Raw genomic sequence first — 18,127 nt, 5'->3', positions numbered from 1 at the left:
TATTATTTTCGCTAAGATGAATCAAGATGACTAAAAAAACAGTCATAAAGAATATCAAATGAAATTACTTAGAAACATATCATTTCCCTTTGTACCTGTGTATTATGCAGTAACTAGCCTGCGAAATAAATTGTACGATTTGGATATAAAAAAATCGACTTCCTATGATTTTCCTGTGATATGTGTTGGAAACTTAAGCGTTGGTGGTACAGGAAAAACACCCATGATTGAGTATTTAATTAATTTGTTAAAGGATGATTATCAAGTAGCTACCTTAAGCAGAGGATACAAACGGAAAACAAAAGGATTTCACTTAGCTGATGAATTTTCTACATCGGAAACTTTAGGAGACGAACCGTTTCAATTTTATAATAAATTTAAAAAGAATGTGCTTGTCGCGGTTGATGCTGATAGAACGAATGGTATTGAACAATTAAGGCAACTTGATAGCGTGCCTAATATTGTTTTATTAGATGATGCCTTTCAACATAGAAAAGTAAAAGCAGGAATGAATATTTTGCTTACTACTTTTAATAATCCGTATTTTTTCGATTATGTATTGCCTACAGGGAATTTGCGAGAACCAAGAAGCGGTGCAAAACGCGCAAACATAATTGTGGTTACCAAATGCCCAAAAAATTTAAGTGATGATGGGAAGAAACGATATATAGAGCAAATTTCACCAAAAAAGTATCAGCACGTTTTTTTTAGTTCTATAAGTTATTCAAATGAAATTTTTTCCGCAGCACATAAAATAAGTTTAGATGCAATAGGAAACTTTACATTGGTAACGGGTATTGCAAATGCAAATCCGTTGGTTGATTTTTTAACTGAAAAAGGTTTGAAATTTGAGCATTTAAATTTTAAAGACCATTACGAGTTTTCTCAAAAAGATATTTCAACTTTTAAAAAAAAGGAACTTATATTAACTACCGAAAAAGATTTTATGCGCCTTAAGCAATACGAATCTTTAAAATCGAAACTGTTTTATATACCAATTACGCTTAAGTTAGATGATAACCTTAGGTTTGATAAATTAATTAAAGACTTTGTAAGTTTTTAAGCTGGTGCTGAGGTGCTGTTTTTTGCCGCCAATGCATTGTAAAGTTTTTTCTCGAATTCTTCTTGTTTAAATGGTTTCGGAATAATATCGGTAAAACCAGCTTCTTCAAACTCATGCATTTTATCTTCAATAGTAACCGCTGTTAGGGCGAAAATAATTTGCTCTTTATCAAACGATCTCACAATTTTAGTGGCTTCAATTCCACTAATTCCTGGCATATGAATATCCATTAGCACAATATCGTACTTATTTGCTTTTATCATATCAACGGCATCTTCACCGTTATCAACAATATCACATTTAAGATCCATTTTAGTTAAAATCTTTTTGGTAATCATCTGGTTGATTTTATTGTCTTCAACAACCAAAATTTTAACATTTTTTAAATCTAAATCGCTAGAGTTGCCACTAAAATATGCGGTTTTAACTTCTTTTGCTTCTTCAATAGGAGTGTATTCTAAAGGGATTTCAAAATAAAATGTGGTGCCTTTATCAAGTACACTTTTTACGTAAATTTTTCCTTTTAAAATATCTATTAAACCTTTTACAATGGAAAGCCCTAAACCGGTACCACCATATTTTCGGTTAATTTGAATAGAACCTTGAGAAAAACTTTCAAACATATTATCTTGTTTTTCTTGGCTTATACCTATACCATTATCTTCAACTTCAAAACGTAAGGTGTAAATTTTGCCTTGTTCTTCAATTTTATAAATTCGAATCCAAATATCCCCATCTTTAGTGAATTTGATGGAGTTACCTATTAAATTGATAAGAATTTGAGAAATTTTTAATTGATCTGCAATAAAGTTTTCTGGTAAATTCTTATCAAAATCTAAATGAAGTTTCACATTATTATCTTGTGCCGAATTATTTAAGGCTAAAATAATATTGCTTATTTTCTTTTTTAAGTTGAATGGTTCAGGTTCTATATCTACTTTATTGGCTTCAATTTTATTAATTTGAAGAATATCGTTAATAAAGGTCAATAAATAATCGCCCGAAAATTTTAAGGATTTTAAATGTTGAACCTGTTCTGGTTTTGGATTTTCTTCCAACAACATATTACTTAATCCTGTTACAGCATACAGCGGTGTTCTTAGCTCGTGTGTAACGGTAGATAGGAAGTTTGCTTTGGTTTTTGAGGCTAATTCTGCTTTTTCTTTTGCTATAATAAGTTCTCCATTTTTTTTATGAAGCATGTTGTTTGTTTTTAGCCTGATGTTATTGTTTTTATAAAGCGATAAGGTTAATAAAGACAAAATAGTGATTAATGCAACGCTTAAAATAGAAATTAAGGTGCTTAAACTATTATCGTCTTCGGCCTTCTCTAATTTCTGAAACATTTCAGTGTTTTTCTGATTTGCTTCATTTAAAAGATACTGTGTTTCTTGATCTTTTGAAGAATTGGTGCGTTTTAAATTTGTTAGAGAATCTGTAAGCTGAACATAGGCGTTTAAATAATCTCTTGAAGATTTATAGTCTTCTATATTATTGTAAATTTCACTTAATGCTAAATAACCATCATTTAGAATGTTTGAGAGCTTATTGTTTTTTGCCAGTTCAACGCCTTCTAAAGCATAGGTTAACGCTTTATCGTTGTTGCTTAATTTTGAGTGTACTAAGCCATGGGCTATTAATGCGTCGCTTTGTGTTTCTAGCAAATCGTCGTTTTTAGCCAATGCTATAGCTTGTTCTATAATATCTCTGGATTTTTTATAGTTTTTTAATTTAAAGTACGTTTTGCCTTCGCATAAAAGTACATCTGCCAATTCTTTATCTAAAGATTCTTCTTCAAATTTTGATTTTGCAGAACGGTAATAATCTAATGCTTGGTTGTAATTTTTTTTAGCAACATATACATCACCAAATATTTTGTATGAAGTTCCTATGTTTTCGTTATCGTTTATAACGCGTTGTATTTCTATGGCATTAGTAAGAGATTTTATAGCCTTATCGGTGTCATCTATTGAAAGTTGAAGTCTGCCTTTAATGGCATATATAATACCGATACTTTTCTTGTTGTTTGATTGTTCGGCTAAACTTAAAGCTTCGTCGAGATTTTTTTGTGCCTTATAATAATTGAAATTATCTAACTCGATTTGTGATTGAGCAATGTGATAATTAATGCTGTTTTGTAGCAATTCCGGATCATTATCAATATTTTTTTGTGATGATGCGGTTATGCTTAAAAGCATCAATGCAATAAATATATACTTTTTTATTAAATACATTTAAATAAATATTACGAGCAAATATAATTATTTTATCGATAAAATACTCTTTTTACCTGATAAATTGCATATTAAATCAATTAATCTTTTAGAATAACCAGTTTCATTATCATACCAACCAATTATTTTTACCATATTTCCTATAACAGAAGTCATATCAGAATCGAAAATACAAGAATGAGTGTTTCCAACGATATCAATAGAAACGATAGGATCTTCGGTATATTCAATAATTTTACTGTAATGATTTTTAGCAGCTTCTTTAAAGGCATTATTTATTTCTTCAATTGAAACAGTTTTTTTTACATTAAAAGTGATATCGGTTAAAGATCCATTTATAACAGGCACTCTTATACCACAACCACCAATTACATTTGAAAGTTCTGGAAAAATTTTTGTTAACGCTTTTGCTGCTCCAGTTGTAGTTGGGACTATCGATTGACTTGCTGCACGCGACCTACGTAAATCTCTATGTGGTTGGTCGTGTAAACTTTGGTCTGTAGTGTAGGAGTGCACGGTTGTAATGTAGGCTTGGTTAATGCCACAAAGCTTATTTATAACATCAATCATGGGTGCTGCATTGTTGGTAGTGCATGATGCGTTGGAAATAATGGTTTCCGTTCCATCTATACTAGCGTCATTAACACCCATTACAATGGTTTTTATGTCGTCTTCAAGTGGAGGAACACTTAAAATAACACATTTAGCACCATTATCTATATGATATTGTAAATCTGATTTGGTTTTGAATTTTCCTGTAGCTTCAATTACAAAATCAACCTGAAAAGGATTCCAGTTTATATCTTTTGGATGTTTATGATTTAGCAGCTCCACTTTTTTGCCATTAACAATAATGGTGTTGGCATCATAAGACACAATTCCATTGAAACCTCCATGAACACTATCGTATTTAAGCAAATGGCTTAGCGTTTTGGCATCGGCTAAATCATTAATGGCAACCACTTGAATGTTTTTGTAGTCTTGAAGCAGTCTAAAAACACGTCTGCCAATTCTACCAAATCCATTGATAGCTATATTAATCATAACTAAGTAATGTGTTTTTGGGCTTTGTAAGAAGAACGTACCAAGGCGCTACTTTCTACATGGCGAAAACCTAATTCTAAACCAATTTCTTCATATTCTTTAAATTGATCTGGAGTAACAAATTGTTTAACAGGTAGATGTTTTTTGCTCGGTTGTAAATACTGCCCAATAGTTACTACGTCTACATCATTAGCTTTTAAATCGTGAAGGGTTTGAATAACTTCTTCTCGAGTTTCACCCAAACCAAGCATAATCCCCGATTTTGTTCGGCGTTGTCCTTGTTGTTTTAAATATTTTAAAACCCCTAAACTACGATCGTATTGTGCTTGAATACGCACTTCACGCGTTAAGCGCCTAACGGTTTCAATATTATGGGATACCACTTCTGGAGCGACACCAATAATTCTATCAATATGTTGCTCTACACCTTGAAAGTCTGGAATTAACGTTTCTAAAGTTGTTTCAGGATTCATGCGTCTTACTGCTTTTACAGTTTCAGCCCACATAATACTTCCCATATCTTTCAAATCATCTCTATCAACACTGGTTAATACGGCATGTTTTATATTCATTAGTTTTATGGAACGGGCTACTTTTTCAGGTTCATCCCAATCTACACTTTCTGGTCTACCGGTCTTTACACCACAAAATCCACAAGAGCGGGTACAAATATTGCCTAAAATCATAAACGTTGCAGTACCTTCACCCCAACATTCTCCCATATTTGGGCAGCTTCCAGAGGTACAAATAGTGTTTAATTTATATTTATCAACTAAGCCTCTTAATTCAGTATAATTTTTTCCTGTTGGAAGTTTAACACGAAGCCATTTTGGTTTTGCAATGTGTTCTTCTGGTAATATATTTGAAACAGTTTCTGAGTCCATCTTTTTAAAATAAAGCACAAAGATACAAAGTATTTTTTTTAAAAGCGTCTTATAAAGAGATGAGATACCATACACTAAACCCTATTAAAAAAACAATGCTTAACAGACTTAAAAGATGTAATTTTTTTGAAGGTTGCCATTCTTTTGGCGTGTGCTTGCTAGAAATTAAAGTGTAATTTATAATGGCGTAAAACGGAGCAGTAATGAATGATAAAATGGTAGCTATTTTGATTAATAAACCCATTTCGGAAGCTAAAAAAAGGAAAATAAATACTGTGCCTAGGGTTAATAAAGAAATCCAAAAGGTATAATTGAATTTTGACGACTTTTTAAACAGCAATGAAGTTGTTTTAGCCATAGCTCTTGGCGAAGCATCTAAAGTTGTTAATGTAGTACTAAACATGGTTGTAAAAGCGGCTACACCAATAATGATATAAGCCCAATTGCCAAGGTTTTTGGTGTACATATTAATTAACTGCCCCGAAAACACACTTGCAGAATTGCTAAATATTTCGCCACTGTTAAACATGACTAAGGTACCTAGTAGCAAAAATCCAATGCCTATGATTATGGTGCTTAAATAGCCAATGTTAAAATCGAATAAAGCAGATTGAGGCGTGTATTCTTTAGTTTCTTTATTTTTTTCAATAGTCCAAAGCGATTGCCAAACGGAAACATCTAAAGGAGCAGGCATCCAACCCATAAAGGCTATTAAAAACCCTATTTCTAAACTGTTGCTTGGTAATATTTGATTGAAATAAAGAGGTTCGCTGCTATTTGTTAATGCAATAATTACCGCCACTACCGTGCTTATGGTTAATGTAATTACTATTATTTTCATCAACCTATCTAAAAGCTTATATTTTCCAAAGATTAATATGAATAAACAAACAATTAGTATCAGGATGGTATAAATTTCTGTACTATTTAAAATTTTATTTCCAAAGTTAAAACTGCCAAAATCGCCAAATAGAGTACAAGCTAAACCTGCCGTTACAATGGTTACTGCGGTTTGAATGGTGAACATGGTAGCTAAATTCAATACATAATAAATTGCTAGCACCCCTTTGCCTAATTTTTTATAACCATCTAATAAGCTTTCGCCTGTTGCGGTTGCGTATCTGGGGCCAAATTGAAAAAATGGATATTTAAACAAATTCACTAAAAGCAATGCCCAGAGTAGACCCAAACCAAAATCGGCACCAGCACGTGTAGATTGTACCAAATGCGAAACGCCAATTGCTGCACCAGCAAACAATAATCCGGGACCTAGGTTTTTTAGTTTAGTAAACATTATTTTTCCTGAATAATTTCGGCAAGTAGTTTTTTTGCTCGCAATAACTTCACTTTTACGTTGTTTATTGGTTCTTTAAGCTGAACAGAGATTTCCTTATAGCTCAATTCTTGAAAATAACGTAGATTGATTATTTCCTGATAGTGCGGTTTTAGTTTTTTTATATCGCGCAGTAATTTTGCTAAATGTTGTTCGGTAATTAGTTCATCTTCAGGTGAAGGAGATTCGTCTAAAATTTGATATACCGATTTATCATCATTTGAAATAACTTGGGAAATGGAGTTTTTTGCCTTCCGAAGTAAATCAATATGGATGTTTTTTGAAATGGTAATCAACCAGGTTTTGAATTTGTAATTCTCATCAAAAGTTTCAATTCTGTCAAAAGCTCTGGAAAATGTTTGGATGGTTATATCTTCAGCATCATTTTCGTTTTCAATACGTTTTAATTGAAAACCATAAACGTCATCCCAATACCTGTCTAATAGAAAATTAAACGCTTTTTGGTCGTTTTCCTTGGCACGTTTAATAGCTTCATTTATTTCCAATGATTGGGTTTTGAGATAAGATTATTTATAAAGATAGTTAATTGTGTAATAATTAAAAAAACTTCAAAGAACGGAAGTGCTAAAACAAGGTCATTTTCGTTCAATTTTTTTGCCGAGGCTCCAAAAACAGTATAATAAAGTATAAGTCTCACAACGAATAATGCAGCAACAATTTGCCATTTAAATGTTGCTATAAGAAGGATTGTGGCAAATATCCAAAATAATAATTGTGTTGAATAAAGTAATGCTAATAAAAATTTATGGCTTGACTTGTAATGTTTTGCTGTTGATATATGGCGTCTTTTTTGTTTTATCCAATCATTAAAAGTGGTTTTTGGTTTAGATTGCGTAAAGCTGTTTTCTGAAACACAAATTGCTGTATTGCTTTTGGATGCGACTTGGTTTACAAATAAATCATCGTCACCAGAACGTACTTTTATATGGTTTATAAACCCATTAGCTTTAAAAAAAGCATCTTTAGTATAGGCCAGATTTCTACCAACACCCATATATGGTATTCCTACTTTTGCAAACGAAAAATATTGAACAGCAGTAACCAAAGTTTCAAAACGGATGAGTTTGTTTAAAAACGATTTTTTGATTTTTGAATAACCTCCATAACCCAAAACGATGCTTTTTTCACTATTGAAGCAGGCACTCATTTCTTGTATCCAGTATTCTGAAAGCGGTTTACAATCGGCATCCGTAAACAACAGATAATCATGTTTTGATGCCTTAATACCAAGCGTTAAAGCATATTTTTTGTTGCCCCAAAAAGCTTCAATATTTTTAACATCAACAATTTTAATGTTGCTATGTTGTGCCGCAAAGATTTCAATTACCTCAAGTGTATCATCGGTTGAAGCGTCGTTAATTAAAACAACTTCAAAATTAGGGTACTTTTGATTTAAAATAGATGGTAAGAAGTTTTTTAGGTTTTCGGCTTCGTTTTTAGCACAAATAATAACTGAAATTTCCAAGTTTTTGGTAACAGTTTTTTGTGGTTTTAAAAACGCAAATTTTCCGAAGAAACCAATAAAATATATAACTTGAATAACCACTACAACTATAAAGCTGTAGAACACAAAATCAAGTAAACTCATAAAAAACTATTTGTGTTGAGGTTCGTTGCAAGTTTCAAATTGGTCTGGAGTTTTTCCACAAAAGCCACAACTTTCCCCCGTTTTGTTAAGAGCTGGATTTTGGCTTGCACAAGTACCAGAAAATTTTCCGTCTTTTTTAGCCCAAATTTTTATGGCAATTCCCGCAAATCCTAATCCTAATAATGCAATTGTTATTATAAGAAGTTTCATGTTCTATTTTAAATTATTTTTTGCAAATATACAGGATTTAACTAATAATTTCTACAAGTTTATTGATGGATATACATGATGTGACCAAATTGTTTTTTTGTGTCTAATTAACTGTAAACATGTATATTTAAATAACTAACCTTTTAAAATTTTAATTTATGAAAAAATTATTTGCAGAATTTTTTGGAACATTTTGGCTTGTTTTTGGTGGTTGCGGAAGTGCCATTTTTGCAGCAGCTTTCCCCGAATTGGGTATTGGTTTTATGGGTGTTGCACTGGCATTCGGTCTTACTGTTTTAACCATGGCTTATGCGGTTGGGCATATTTCGGGAGCGCATTTTAATCCAGCGGTAACTTTAGGGTTATGGGCTGGTGGTAAGTTTGAAGCTAAAAATATACTTGGTTACATTGTAGCTCAAGTTGTAGGAGGCATTGCAGCAGCTGGAGTATTGTACCTTATTGTTACTGGTAAATCGGATTATGTTGATATTGGCGGTTTTGCCGCAAATGGTTATGGCGAGTTATCTCCTGGCGGCTATAGTATGGTGTCCGTTTTAATTACCGAATTTGTACTTACTATGTTTTTTCTATTAATTATTTTAGGTAGCACCTATCCAAAAGCGCCTGCTGGTTTTGCAGGAATAGCAATAGGTTTAGCATTAACTTTAATTCATTTAATAAGTATCCCAATATCTAATACCTCTGTTAATCCTGCGCGCTCTACAAGTCAGGCATTATTTGCTGGTGGCGAATTTACAAGCCAGCTTTGGTTGTTTTGGGCAGCTCCTATTGCAGGTGCCATTGTAGCTGGATTTATTCATAAAGCATTATTTGATAAAGAGTAATTAACTAGTTTATAACCATTAAAAAAGCCTCATTTGTATTTTCAAATGAGGCTTTTTCCTTGAGGGATTTTAGCTATTAATCAGTTTACTGTAAATCAATTTCGGCGACCATGTTATCTAAAGATGCTCTGGTATTTCCGCCTTTTGGTTCAATGGTAATGTTTAGTGCTAATGCGTTTTCTGTATATGGTATGACTCTTAATTGTCTATCGGCTTCATTTAAAATACCTAAGCTTACCATTTTACCTTGTAATTCTGCCCAAATTTGGTAGCATTGTTCCTCGGGTAATTCAGGTAAAGACACTACATCAATCATTGATGTTTTTTCTTTAGGATTAATGTAAGCAACTGTTTTTAAATTTATAGCACGGTTATTACCTTGCATGATGTATTTGTAGGTGTTAGGGTCGTTAAGCTCCATAAATTGGTTCATAACATTATCCAACTTTTTATTATTCGCTTCAATATCACTACGCAAGTCAAAAATTTCATCAACCACTACTTGGTTTTCTTCATTTAATCTTTGGTTTTGTTGATAGAACAAATAAGATGTACCAGCGAACATAAAGGCTACAATACTAGCCGCAATACTAATCTTGTACCAAGATTTGTATTTTTTTGTGGTATTTAATTGTACAACGGGTGCTTCATCAAGTGCATCTAAAATGTTATTTAAGACGCTTGTAGGAGCTTCAACAGCATTGCTTTTAGCAACTATTTCTAAGTTGTATTGTAATGTGTTGTAGAAATTCTGTACTTCTGGATATTTTGAAATATAAGATTCAACCATGTCTGTTTCCGCAGTCGTGGTATCACCTAATAGATATTTTTCTAGTAGGCCAGAATTTAAAAAAGTAGTTATTTTCGCATTCATGACATTTTTAATTAGGGATTATAAATTTTTTTCAATTCACGCAATCCAATTTTTAATCTCGATTTTATAGTGCCCAGCGGTATATCGAGTTCTTCGCTGGCTTCTTGTTGGGTCATGCCTTCAAAAAAGAGTGCATTTATTACTATTTGATATTTTTCGTCCAAACTACTCAGGTGTTTTTGCATGTCCATAACATCCTGATTTAATTCGTCCGCTGATATTTTATATACGGTAGAATTTTCTATTTGGATTTCCTTTCCATCTTTATTTTTTTGAGATCTAACTTTGTCTATGGCAGTATTATAGGCAATTCTGTAAAGCCAAGTAAATAATTTTGCTTTGCTAGAATCGTATTTTTTAGCGTAGCGCCAAATTTTTATAAAGCTTTCTTGAAGCACATCTTGTGCCGTGTCATCGTCTGTTATAATTTTTTTTATAACACCATAAAGGGCATCGGAATAGTTGTCATACAATAAGGTGATGGCTTTTTTATCGCCACGTTCCAATAGGGTAACTATTTCTTTTTCTATGGATGAAATCAAGTTGAATAGGTTTAAAAGTTGAAAAACAAACTATTATAGAACTTCAAAGTTAGAAATTTCTTTGGTATTATAAGATGTTTACTTCGGCTTCTATTGAAATTTCGAATAAACGCTTAATAGTGCTTTGTATTAATTCTGAAAGTTTTAAGATGTCTGAACCCTTGGCATTCCCATAATTTACAAGTACCAAGGCTTGATTTTTATGAATGCCATAATCACCAAAACGTTTCCCTTTAAAACCTGCCTTTTCAATAAGCCAACCAGCAGGAATTTTTACTTCATCATTAGAAACAGGGTAACTTGGCATATCTTCAAAATTTTGAAGTAGTTTGTTATAAAGCTGAGTTGAAACTACAGGGTTTTTAAAAAAACTACCACTATTTCCAATATCTTTTGGGTTTGGTAATTTGCTTTCGCGAATGTAAATAACAGCTTTTGAAATATCTTGAATAGTTGGGTTTTCAATTTGCATAGCTTCAAGTTGTGAAGCAATAGTGCCGTAATTAACGTGCAGTTGGTGGTTGCGTTTTGTGAGTTTGAAAGTAACGCTTGTAACTATAAATTGCCCTTTTATTTCTTGTTTAAAAATGGAGTTTCTATAATCAAAACGGCATTCTTGTTTGTTGAAGGTTTTTATTGAAGATGTTTCAATAGACATAGCTTCACACGAATGAAAAATATCCTTGAGTTCCACGCCATAAGCACCAATATTTTGAATAGGTGCCGTACCAACATTGCCAGGAATTAAGGATAGGTTTTCAATGCCCCCAAAATCATTATTAATACAATAAATAACAAACTCGTGCCAATTTTCACCAGCAGATGCTCTTACGTAAACAAAATCATCATCTTCAGAAACTTTTTCAACACCTTTTAAGTTTATGTGAATTACAAGTCCGTCATAATCTTTAGTAAGCAACATATTGCTACCGCCACCTAAAATAAGTTTGTTAGGGTAGTTTTTTAATGCTAAAACCTCTTTTAATTCATCAATAGATGAAACGCTTATAAAATGGGTTGCTGTAGCATCAATACCAAAAGTATTGAAAGGTTTTAAAGATATGTTTTGTTCAATTTTCACGGTGTTTTTTGTTTTGGAACGTGTTTTTACGTTAGAGATTGAATTGGAAATCTTTTTTTGCTAACTCAAAAAAGGACTGCAACCTTACGACTTCGCTTGAGATAAACTCCAAGTCCGACACTTTAGGGTAACGCCCAAATTTTAATATTATTGAAATGCGATTAACAACTTTTGAATTATCAATTTTTTAGTTTTGTTAATTGTTAATTGTTAATTGTTAATTGTTAATTGTTAATTGTTTAGTCTTTATAAACTTTAAGCGCTTCTTTTAAAATATTTACGGCTTTAATTAAACTTTCTTTTTTAAGTACGTAAGCAATACGGATTTGGTTTAAACCCAAACCTGGCGTGGAATAAAACCCACCTGCAGGAGCAACCATAACGGTTTCGCCATTAACGTCAAATTCTTCCAGAAGCCACTGTGCAAAATGATCGGAATTTTTCACAGGTAATTCTACTACACAATAAAAAGCACCTTTAGGATTGCTTACTTTTATACCTTCAATTTTGTTAAGTTCGCTTATTAAAGTATCTCTTCGTCCAATATATTCCGCAATTACTTCATCAAAATAGCTTCTAGGTGTATCTAGGGCTGCTTCACTTGCAATTTGAGCGTATGTTGGCGGACTTAAGCGCGCTTGTGCAAATTTGATTACGGTTTGTATAACGCTTTTGTTTTTTGAAACCAAACAGCCAACGCGTGCTCCACACATGCTGTATCGTTTGGAAACAGAATCAATCATAATGGCATGATCTTCAATTTCCTTTTCTTGCATGATGGAGTAGTGGGTTTCACCATCGTACACAAACTCGCGGTAAACTTCATCTGCAATTAAAAATAAATCATGCTTTTTAACAATTGCTGTTAATTTTTGAATTTCTTCTTTCGAATATAAATTTCCTGTAGGATTCCCAGGGTTGCAAATTAAAATAGCTTTCGTTTTTGGTGTAATCAATTTTTCAAATGCCTCAATTGAAGGTAAGGCGAAGTTATCTTCAATTTTAGAAACAATTGGTACCACTTTTACACCTGAAGCTGTTGAAAAAGCAATATAATTAGCGTAAAATGGTTCGGAAATAATTACTTCATCATCAGGATCCATGATGCTGCCAAAAACAAAAAGTAAGGCTTCACTAGCCCCTGTAGTTACTACAATATCTTTAGAATCTACGTCAATGTCATGTATCTTAAAATAGTTGGCAAGTTTTTTTCTATAAGCCCCTGAACCTTCAGATTTTGAATATGATAAAATTTCCACATCATTTTCCCTAACGGCTTTTAAAGCAGCTTCAGGTGTTTTAATATCAGGTTGACCTATATTTAAATAGTATATAAATTTTCCATCTTTAGCAGCTTGTTCTGCATAAGGAACTAGTTTTCTAATAGGAGATTCAGGCATTAAAAGCCCTTTTGTAGAGATAGTTGGCATTTATTTAAAATAATTTATAGGGCGCAAAGTTGAGAAAATTATCTTTAAGTTTATTAAAATACATACTAAATTAAGATTGGTGTTATAAAGATTTGTAAATTATATGCATGTAAAGCATAGTTAGTTACCATGAAAACGTTTGTGTTATTTATGATTATGGTTTCTTCATTTTGTAATCTTGGGTTTTCTCAGGACAGTTTTACTATACAAAATAAACACAAATCGGATAAAATTAAGTTTCAGCTTGTAAATAATTTGATTATTATTCCTGTGGAAATTAATGGAGTTACCTTGTCGTTTTTATTGGATACAGGTGTTAGCAAACCTATTATATTCAACTTTTTAAATGTTTCCGATACTTTGAAAATTAAAAACACAGAGTCATTTTTTTTAAGAGGATTGGGAGAAGGCGAATCGATTGAAGCATTAAAATCTAGTAACAATCTACTTAAAATCGGTGATGCTATTAAGCTAAACCAAGAGCTTTATGCCATTTACGAAGCTAATTTAAATTTAGCACCAAAATTAGGGTTTCCAGTTCATGGTATTATTGGAAACGATATTTTTAAGGATTTAGTTGTTGAAATAAATTATGTAAAGAAATATTTAAAATTAACAGAACCTGAGGCATATCGTTATAAAAAGTGTAGAACCTGTGAAATATTTAATCTTGAGTTTCATAGTGGTAAACCATATATTAATGCAGATGTAACTATTAAAGACAAACAAGTACCAGTTAAACTACTTATAGATTCTGGAGGTAGCGATGTGTTGTGGTTGTTTGAAAACGATTCATTGGGTATTACATCAGGCACCAAGTTTTTTAATGATTTTTTAGGGCATGGTTTAAGTGGTAGTATTTATGGTAAACGTTCTAAAATTGAAGCGCTTCATTTAAAAAGTTTTGTTTTGAAAAATGCCAATGTAGCATATCCAGATAGTACTTCTGTTTTGTATGCAAAAATGGTTAAGGACCGAAATGGTAGTTTGGCAGGCAATGTTTTAAAACGATTCAATTGGATTTTCGATTATAAAAATGCCTTAGTAACACTTAAAAAGAATACTTATTTTAAAGAGCCCTTTAGTTATAATAAAAGTGGAATAGAACTAGCTCACTATGGTTTTAGGTTTGTTAAGGAAGTTGATGATAGAATTTTAAAAGAAAAAGCAGGCATATTAAAAAATGATGATGCTATAAATAGCATAAGGGTTGTTACTGATGAGCATTATAAAATATCGTTAAAACCAGCATACATTATTGTAGAATTACGTAAAAATTCACCCGCAGAAAGGGCAGGCTTACTTATTGATGACGTTATCATTAGTATAAATAATAAACCGTCGTATCAATTTTCATTACAACAAATTACACACGAGTTTTATGAAGAAGTTGGTAAGCGAATTCGTTTAAAAGTAGATAGAGATGGAAAAGTGTTGACCTTTAGTTTTAATTTAGAAAACCCATATTAAACAAAAAATCCCTAAGCAAAGGCTTAAGGATTTTGTTGTAATTATATATAGTTCTTATTGTTGAACAATACTTTTATTGGTTTTTTCAAGTACACTAGCACTTTTAGAGTCTACAACATCACCTTTAATTTTTAAGGCAACAGTTGGCGTTTCAGCGTTTGATATAACCGTAATTGTTTTTCTAATTGGGTTTACTCTGTTGGTATCATATTTAACCTCAATTTCGCCAGTTTTTCCAGGTAAAATAGGGCCGTCTGGTTTTTTAGGAATGGTACATCCACAGCTAGAAGTTACATTCGATATAATTAATGGAGCGTTCCCTGTGTTTGTAAATTCAAAAACACGTACACCGTTAGAACCTTTTTCAATAGTTCCATAATCAACGGTATCTGTTTTAAACTCTATTTTAGCTACCTTATCTTGTGCGTTAACGGCTAAACTTACTAATCCGATAAATAAAATTGTAAATAATTTTTTCATTGTTAATGTATTTGTTTTGTTGTTTTTATTTCTTTATGTGTTAATGGTCCAGACATTTAAGTCTTTTTTAATGATTTTCAGCATTAAATCTCGGTTCGAAAATACTTATTTTTCCTTTAAACAGCAAAAATAATAGATGAAATGCATGTTTAAAGTCCTTTTCATAGGCTAAATGTACATATTCCTTTTATATTATAATTCTTAAATTTTGTTAAAATAACTCATAAATGCTTTTATCAATCTGTTATTATACCTTTCACAGAAAAAGAAATATAAGTACTTTTGCCAATTATTATTCAAAAACTATTCCAAAGTATGCAAATGCCTTCAAAATACGATGCTAGTCAGGTAGAAACCAAGTGGTACAATTACTGGATGAAACACAATTATTTTCATTCAACACCAGATGAAAGAGAGCCTTATACCATTGTAATTCCGCCACCAAACGTTACAGGTGTATTACACATGGGGCATATGTTGAATAATACCATTCAAGATGTATTGATACGTCGTGCACGTTTGCAGGGTAAAAATGCCTGTTGGGTACCTGGTACCGACCATGCGTCTATTGCTACTGAAGCTAAAGTGGTTGCAAAACTGAAGGAACAAGGCATTGATAAAAATAATTTAACACGCGAAGAGTTTTTAAAACATGCTTGGGAATGGACCCACGAATACGGTGGCGTTATATTGGAACAACTTAAAAAATTAGGCTGTTCTTGCGATTGGGATAGAACCAAATTCACCATGGATGATGATATGAGTGAAGCAGTGATTAAAGTGTTTGTCGATTTACATAACAAAGGACTTATTTATCGCGGCTACCGAATGGTTAATTGGGATCCAGAAGCTAAAACTACACTGTCTGATGAAGAAGTGATTTATGAAGAAAAACAAGGCAACCTATATTATTTGAAATATAAAATCCTTAATGAGGATGGTTCCCCTCTTTTGGAGGGGCTAGGGGAGGCTTTAACCATCGCCACCACGCGTCCTGAAACCATTTTTGGTGATACCGCTATTTGTATCAACCCAAATGATGAACGTTTTGCAGACTTACGTGGAAAAAAAGCCATTGTACCTATTTGCAACCGTGTGATTCCTATTATCGAAGACGAGTATGTAGATATGGAATTCGGTACAGGTTGCCTGAAGGTAACGCCTGCACACGATGAGAACGATAAGGTTTTAGGTGATAAGCATAAACTTGAAGTGATTGATATTTTTAATGAAGACGCCAGCTTAAACAGCTTCGGGTTGCATTATCAAGGGAAAGACCGATTTGTAGTTCGTAAAGAAATTACTCAAGAATTAGAAGAAAAAGGCTTTTTAGTAAAAACGGAAACACATATTAATAAAGTAGGAACGTCTGAAAGAACCAAAGCGGTTATCGAACCACGACTTTCAGATCAATGGTTCTTAAAAATGCAAGATTTAGTAAAACCAGCTATTGAAGCGGTTTTAGGCGATGACCCTGAGATTAAATTATTTCCTAAAAAGTTTGAAAACACCTATCGCCATTGGATGGAAAACATCCGCGATTGGAATATTTCACGTCAATTATTATGGGGGCAACAAATTCCTGCTTACTATTATGGAGATGGAAAAGAAGATTTTGTTGTTGCTGAAACCGTTGAAGAAGCTCTAGAATTAGCAAAACAAAAAACTAATAACCAACAACTAAAAACCAGTGACTTGCGTCAAGATACTGATGCCTTAGATACCTGGTTCAGCTCTTGGTTATGGCCAATGAGTGTGTTTGATGGCATCAGAAACCCAGAAAATGCCGATATAAAATATTATTACCCAACCAACGATTTAGTGACTGGTCCAGACATTCTATTCTTTTGGGTAGCCCGTATGATCATTGCAGGTTACGAATATAAAGGTGAAAAACCATTCAATAACGTGTATTTAACCGGTTTGGTTCGTGATAAGCAACGCCGAAAAATGAGTAAATCCTTAGGGAATTCACCGGATGCTTTAAAATTAATTGAAGAATACAGTGCCGATGGCGTTCGCGTGGGCTTACTTTTAAGTAGCGCTGCAGGAAACGATTTAATGTTTGATGAAGCCCTTTGCCAACAAGGAAAAGGTTTTGGAAACAAAATTTGGAATGCCTATCGTTTGGTTGATGGTTGGGAAATTAGCGACACTATTCAGCAACCAAATTCTAGTAAAACGGCCATTGCTTGGTACGAATCGAAATTCCAAAAAGCTTTAATCGACATTGAAGATCATTTTAGTAAATACCGCTTAAGCGATGCTTTAATGGCTATTTATAAACTTATTTACGACGATTTTTGTGGTTGGTTACTAGAAATGGTAAAACCTGCTTACCAACAACCTATCGATGCGGTTACCTATAAATCCATCATTGCCATTTTTGAAGAAAATTTAAAAATAGTACATCCGTTTATGCCATTTTTAACGGAGGATATTTGGCATTATATAGCTGAAAGAACTTCAGAAGAAGCGTTAATTGTTTCTAAATGGCCAGAAGCAAAATCTGTAAATGAGACTTTGATTACGGATTTTGAATTTGCTTCGGAAGTTATTTCTGGGATTAGAAATATCAGAAAAGAAAAAAATATGGCGTTTAAAGATGCCATTGGTTTTTCGGTTATTAATAATGAAAAATCAAGCACAGCGTTTGATGATATTATTTCTAAATTAGGAAATCTGGAAGCTGTAAATTATGTAAATGAAACGGTTGAAGGTGCTTTAACTTTTCGAGTAAAATCCAACGAGTATTTTATTCCTATGGAAGGCAGTATTGATGTTGATGCTGAAATTAAAAAACTAACGGAAGAGTTAAATTATACCGAAGGCTTTTTGAAATCGGTGCAAAAGAAACTGTCAAACGAGCGTTTTGTTGCTGGTGCTCCCGAACAAGTTATCACTATCGAACGTAACAAAGAGGCGGATGCTTTAGCTAAAATTGAGACTTTGAAGGCTAGTTTAGCTAGTTTGGGTTAGGAGGTTTTTGGGGTGGTTGGTTTAATGCAAAGGTTTTCGTAAAGTAGGA

16 protein-coding genes are annotated in these 18,127 nt (G+C 32.8%); 4 read left to right on the top strand and 12 right to left on the bottom strand.

Annotated features, from left to right (window positions below; translation table 11 throughout):
• Nucleotides 1–58: 58 nt before the first annotated feature.
• Nucleotides 59–1,063 (top strand): tetraacyldisaccharide 4'-kinase, encoded by a 1,005-nt coding sequence (lpxK, locus tag EV196_RS08915; RefSeq protein WP_132217387.1) that lies wholly within the window; start codon nt 59–61, stop codon nt 1,061–1,063.
• Here the strand turns inward: lpxK and EV196_RS08910 are convergent.
• Genes EV196_RS08910 through EV196_RS08880 form a run of 7 tightly spaced genes read right to left on the bottom strand, consistent with a single transcriptional unit; the run spans nt 1,060 to nt 8,377 of the window.
• Nucleotides 1,060–3,297, bottom strand: a complete 2,238-nt coding sequence (locus tag EV196_RS08910) for an ATP-binding protein (RefSeq protein ID WP_132217386.1) — start codon at nt 3,295–3,297, stop codon at nt 1,060–1,062. The two genes, lpxK and EV196_RS08910, sit on opposite strands and share 4 nt — an antisense overlap.
• Before the next feature lie 27 nt (nt 3,298–3,324).
• Nucleotides 3,325–4,341, bottom strand: a complete 1,017-nt coding sequence (gap, locus tag EV196_RS08905; RefSeq protein ID WP_132217385.1) for a type I glyceraldehyde-3-phosphate dehydrogenase — start codon at nt 4,339–4,341, stop codon at nt 3,325–3,327.
• Nucleotides 4,342–4,343: 2 nt separating this feature from the next.
• The gene (gene lipA / locus EV196_RS08900) at nt 4,344–5,225 is read right to left on the bottom strand and encodes a lipoyl synthase (protein WP_132217384.1); all 882 of its coding nucleotides are present in this window, start codon (nt 5,223–5,225) and stop codon (nt 4,344–4,346) included.
• 49 nt (nt 5,226–5,274) lie between these two features.
• Complete coding sequence (locus tag EV196_RS08895; RefSeq protein WP_207902838.1) at nt 5,275–6,519, bottom strand: Nramp family divalent metal transporter; 1,245 nt, start codon at nt 6,517–6,519, stop codon at nt 5,275–5,277.
• Nucleotides 6,519–7,064: an RNA polymerase sigma factor gene (locus EV196_RS08890; protein WP_132217382.1), complete on the bottom strand. Its 546-nt coding sequence runs from the start codon at nt 7,062–7,064 to the stop codon at nt 6,519–6,521. The genes EV196_RS08895 and EV196_RS08890 overlap by 1 nt, the downstream gene beginning before the upstream one ends.
• Nucleotides 7,055–8,167: a glycosyltransferase gene (locus EV196_RS08885; protein WP_132217381.1), complete on the bottom strand. Its 1,113-nt coding sequence runs from the start codon at nt 8,165–8,167 to the stop codon at nt 7,055–7,057. Before EV196_RS08885 ends, EV196_RS08890 begins: the two co-directional genes overlap by 10 nt.
• A gap of 6 nt (nt 8,168–8,173) precedes the next feature.
• Nucleotides 8,174–8,377, bottom strand: a complete 204-nt coding sequence (locus EV196_RS08880; protein ID WP_132217380.1) for a membrane or secreted protein — start codon at nt 8,375–8,377, stop codon at nt 8,174–8,176.
• A 158-nt stretch (nt 8,378–8,535) separates the two neighbouring features.
• Between EV196_RS08880 and aqpZ the strand changes: the two genes are divergently transcribed.
• Nucleotides 8,536–9,222 carry an aquaporin Z gene (gene aqpZ / locus EV196_RS08875; RefSeq protein ID WP_132217379.1) on the top strand — a complete coding sequence of 229 codons (687 nt, stop codon included), beginning with the start codon at nt 8,536–8,538 and terminating at the stop codon, nt 9,220–9,222.
• Nucleotides 9,223–9,307: 85 nt separating this feature from the next.
• Here aqpZ and EV196_RS08870 read toward each other — a convergent pair whose 3' ends face one another.
• The 4 genes from EV196_RS08870 to EV196_RS08855 all read right to left on the bottom strand — a co-directional run bounded on the left by EV196_RS08870 (nt 9,308) and on the right by EV196_RS08855 (nt 13,149).
• On the bottom strand, nt 9,308–10,096 hold the full coding sequence (locus EV196_RS08870) for an anti-sigma factor (protein ID WP_132217378.1): 789 nt from the start codon (nt 10,094–10,096) through the stop codon (nt 9,308–9,310).
• A gap of 11 nt (nt 10,097–10,107) precedes the next feature.
• Nucleotides 10,108–10,638 carry an RNA polymerase sigma factor gene (locus EV196_RS08865; RefSeq protein WP_132217377.1) on the bottom strand — a complete coding sequence of 177 codons (531 nt, stop codon included), beginning with the start codon at nt 10,636–10,638 and terminating at the stop codon, nt 10,108–10,110.
• A 67-nt stretch (nt 10,639–10,705) separates the two neighbouring features.
• Nucleotides 10,706–11,758, bottom strand: coding sequence for a UDP-N-acetylmuramate dehydrogenase (gene murB, locus EV196_RS08860; protein WP_132217376.1), 1,053 nt, complete (start codon nt 11,756–11,758; stop codon nt 10,706–10,708).
• Nucleotides 11,759–11,958: 200 nt separating this feature from the next.
• Entirely contained in the window at nt 11,959–13,149 is a 1,191-nt protein-coding gene (locus EV196_RS08855) for a pyridoxal phosphate-dependent aminotransferase (protein ID WP_132217375.1), read from the bottom strand.
• A 129-nt stretch (nt 13,150–13,278) separates the two neighbouring features.
• Here EV196_RS08855 and EV196_RS08850 point away from each other — a divergent pair, with 129 nt between their 5' ends.
• Nucleotides 13,279–14,619, top strand: coding sequence for an aspartyl protease family protein (locus tag EV196_RS08850; RefSeq protein WP_132217374.1), 1,341 nt, complete (start codon nt 13,279–13,281; stop codon nt 14,617–14,619).
• Nucleotides 14,620–14,673: 54 nt separating this feature from the next.
• Here EV196_RS08850 and EV196_RS08845 read toward each other — a convergent pair whose 3' ends face one another.
• Nucleotides 14,674–15,099: a DUF1573 domain-containing protein gene (locus EV196_RS08845; RefSeq protein ID WP_132217373.1), complete on the bottom strand. Its 426-nt coding sequence runs from the start codon at nt 15,097–15,099 to the stop codon at nt 14,674–14,676.
• A 315-nt stretch (nt 15,100–15,414) separates the two neighbouring features.
• Between EV196_RS08845 and EV196_RS08840 the strand changes: the two genes are divergently transcribed.
• Complete coding sequence (locus tag EV196_RS08840) at nt 15,415–18,078, top strand: valine--tRNA ligase (RefSeq protein WP_132217466.1); 2,664 nt, start codon at nt 15,415–15,417, stop codon at nt 18,076–18,078.
• Nucleotides 18,079–18,127 lie beyond the last annotated feature (49 nt).

This window comes from Mariniflexile fucanivorans (assembly GCF_004341235.1).
Taxonomy (GTDB): domain Bacteria; phylum Bacteroidota; class Bacteroidia; order Flavobacteriales; family Flavobacteriaceae; genus Mariniflexile; species Mariniflexile fucanivorans.
This window is presented reverse-complemented; position numbering and strand designations above follow the sequence as displayed.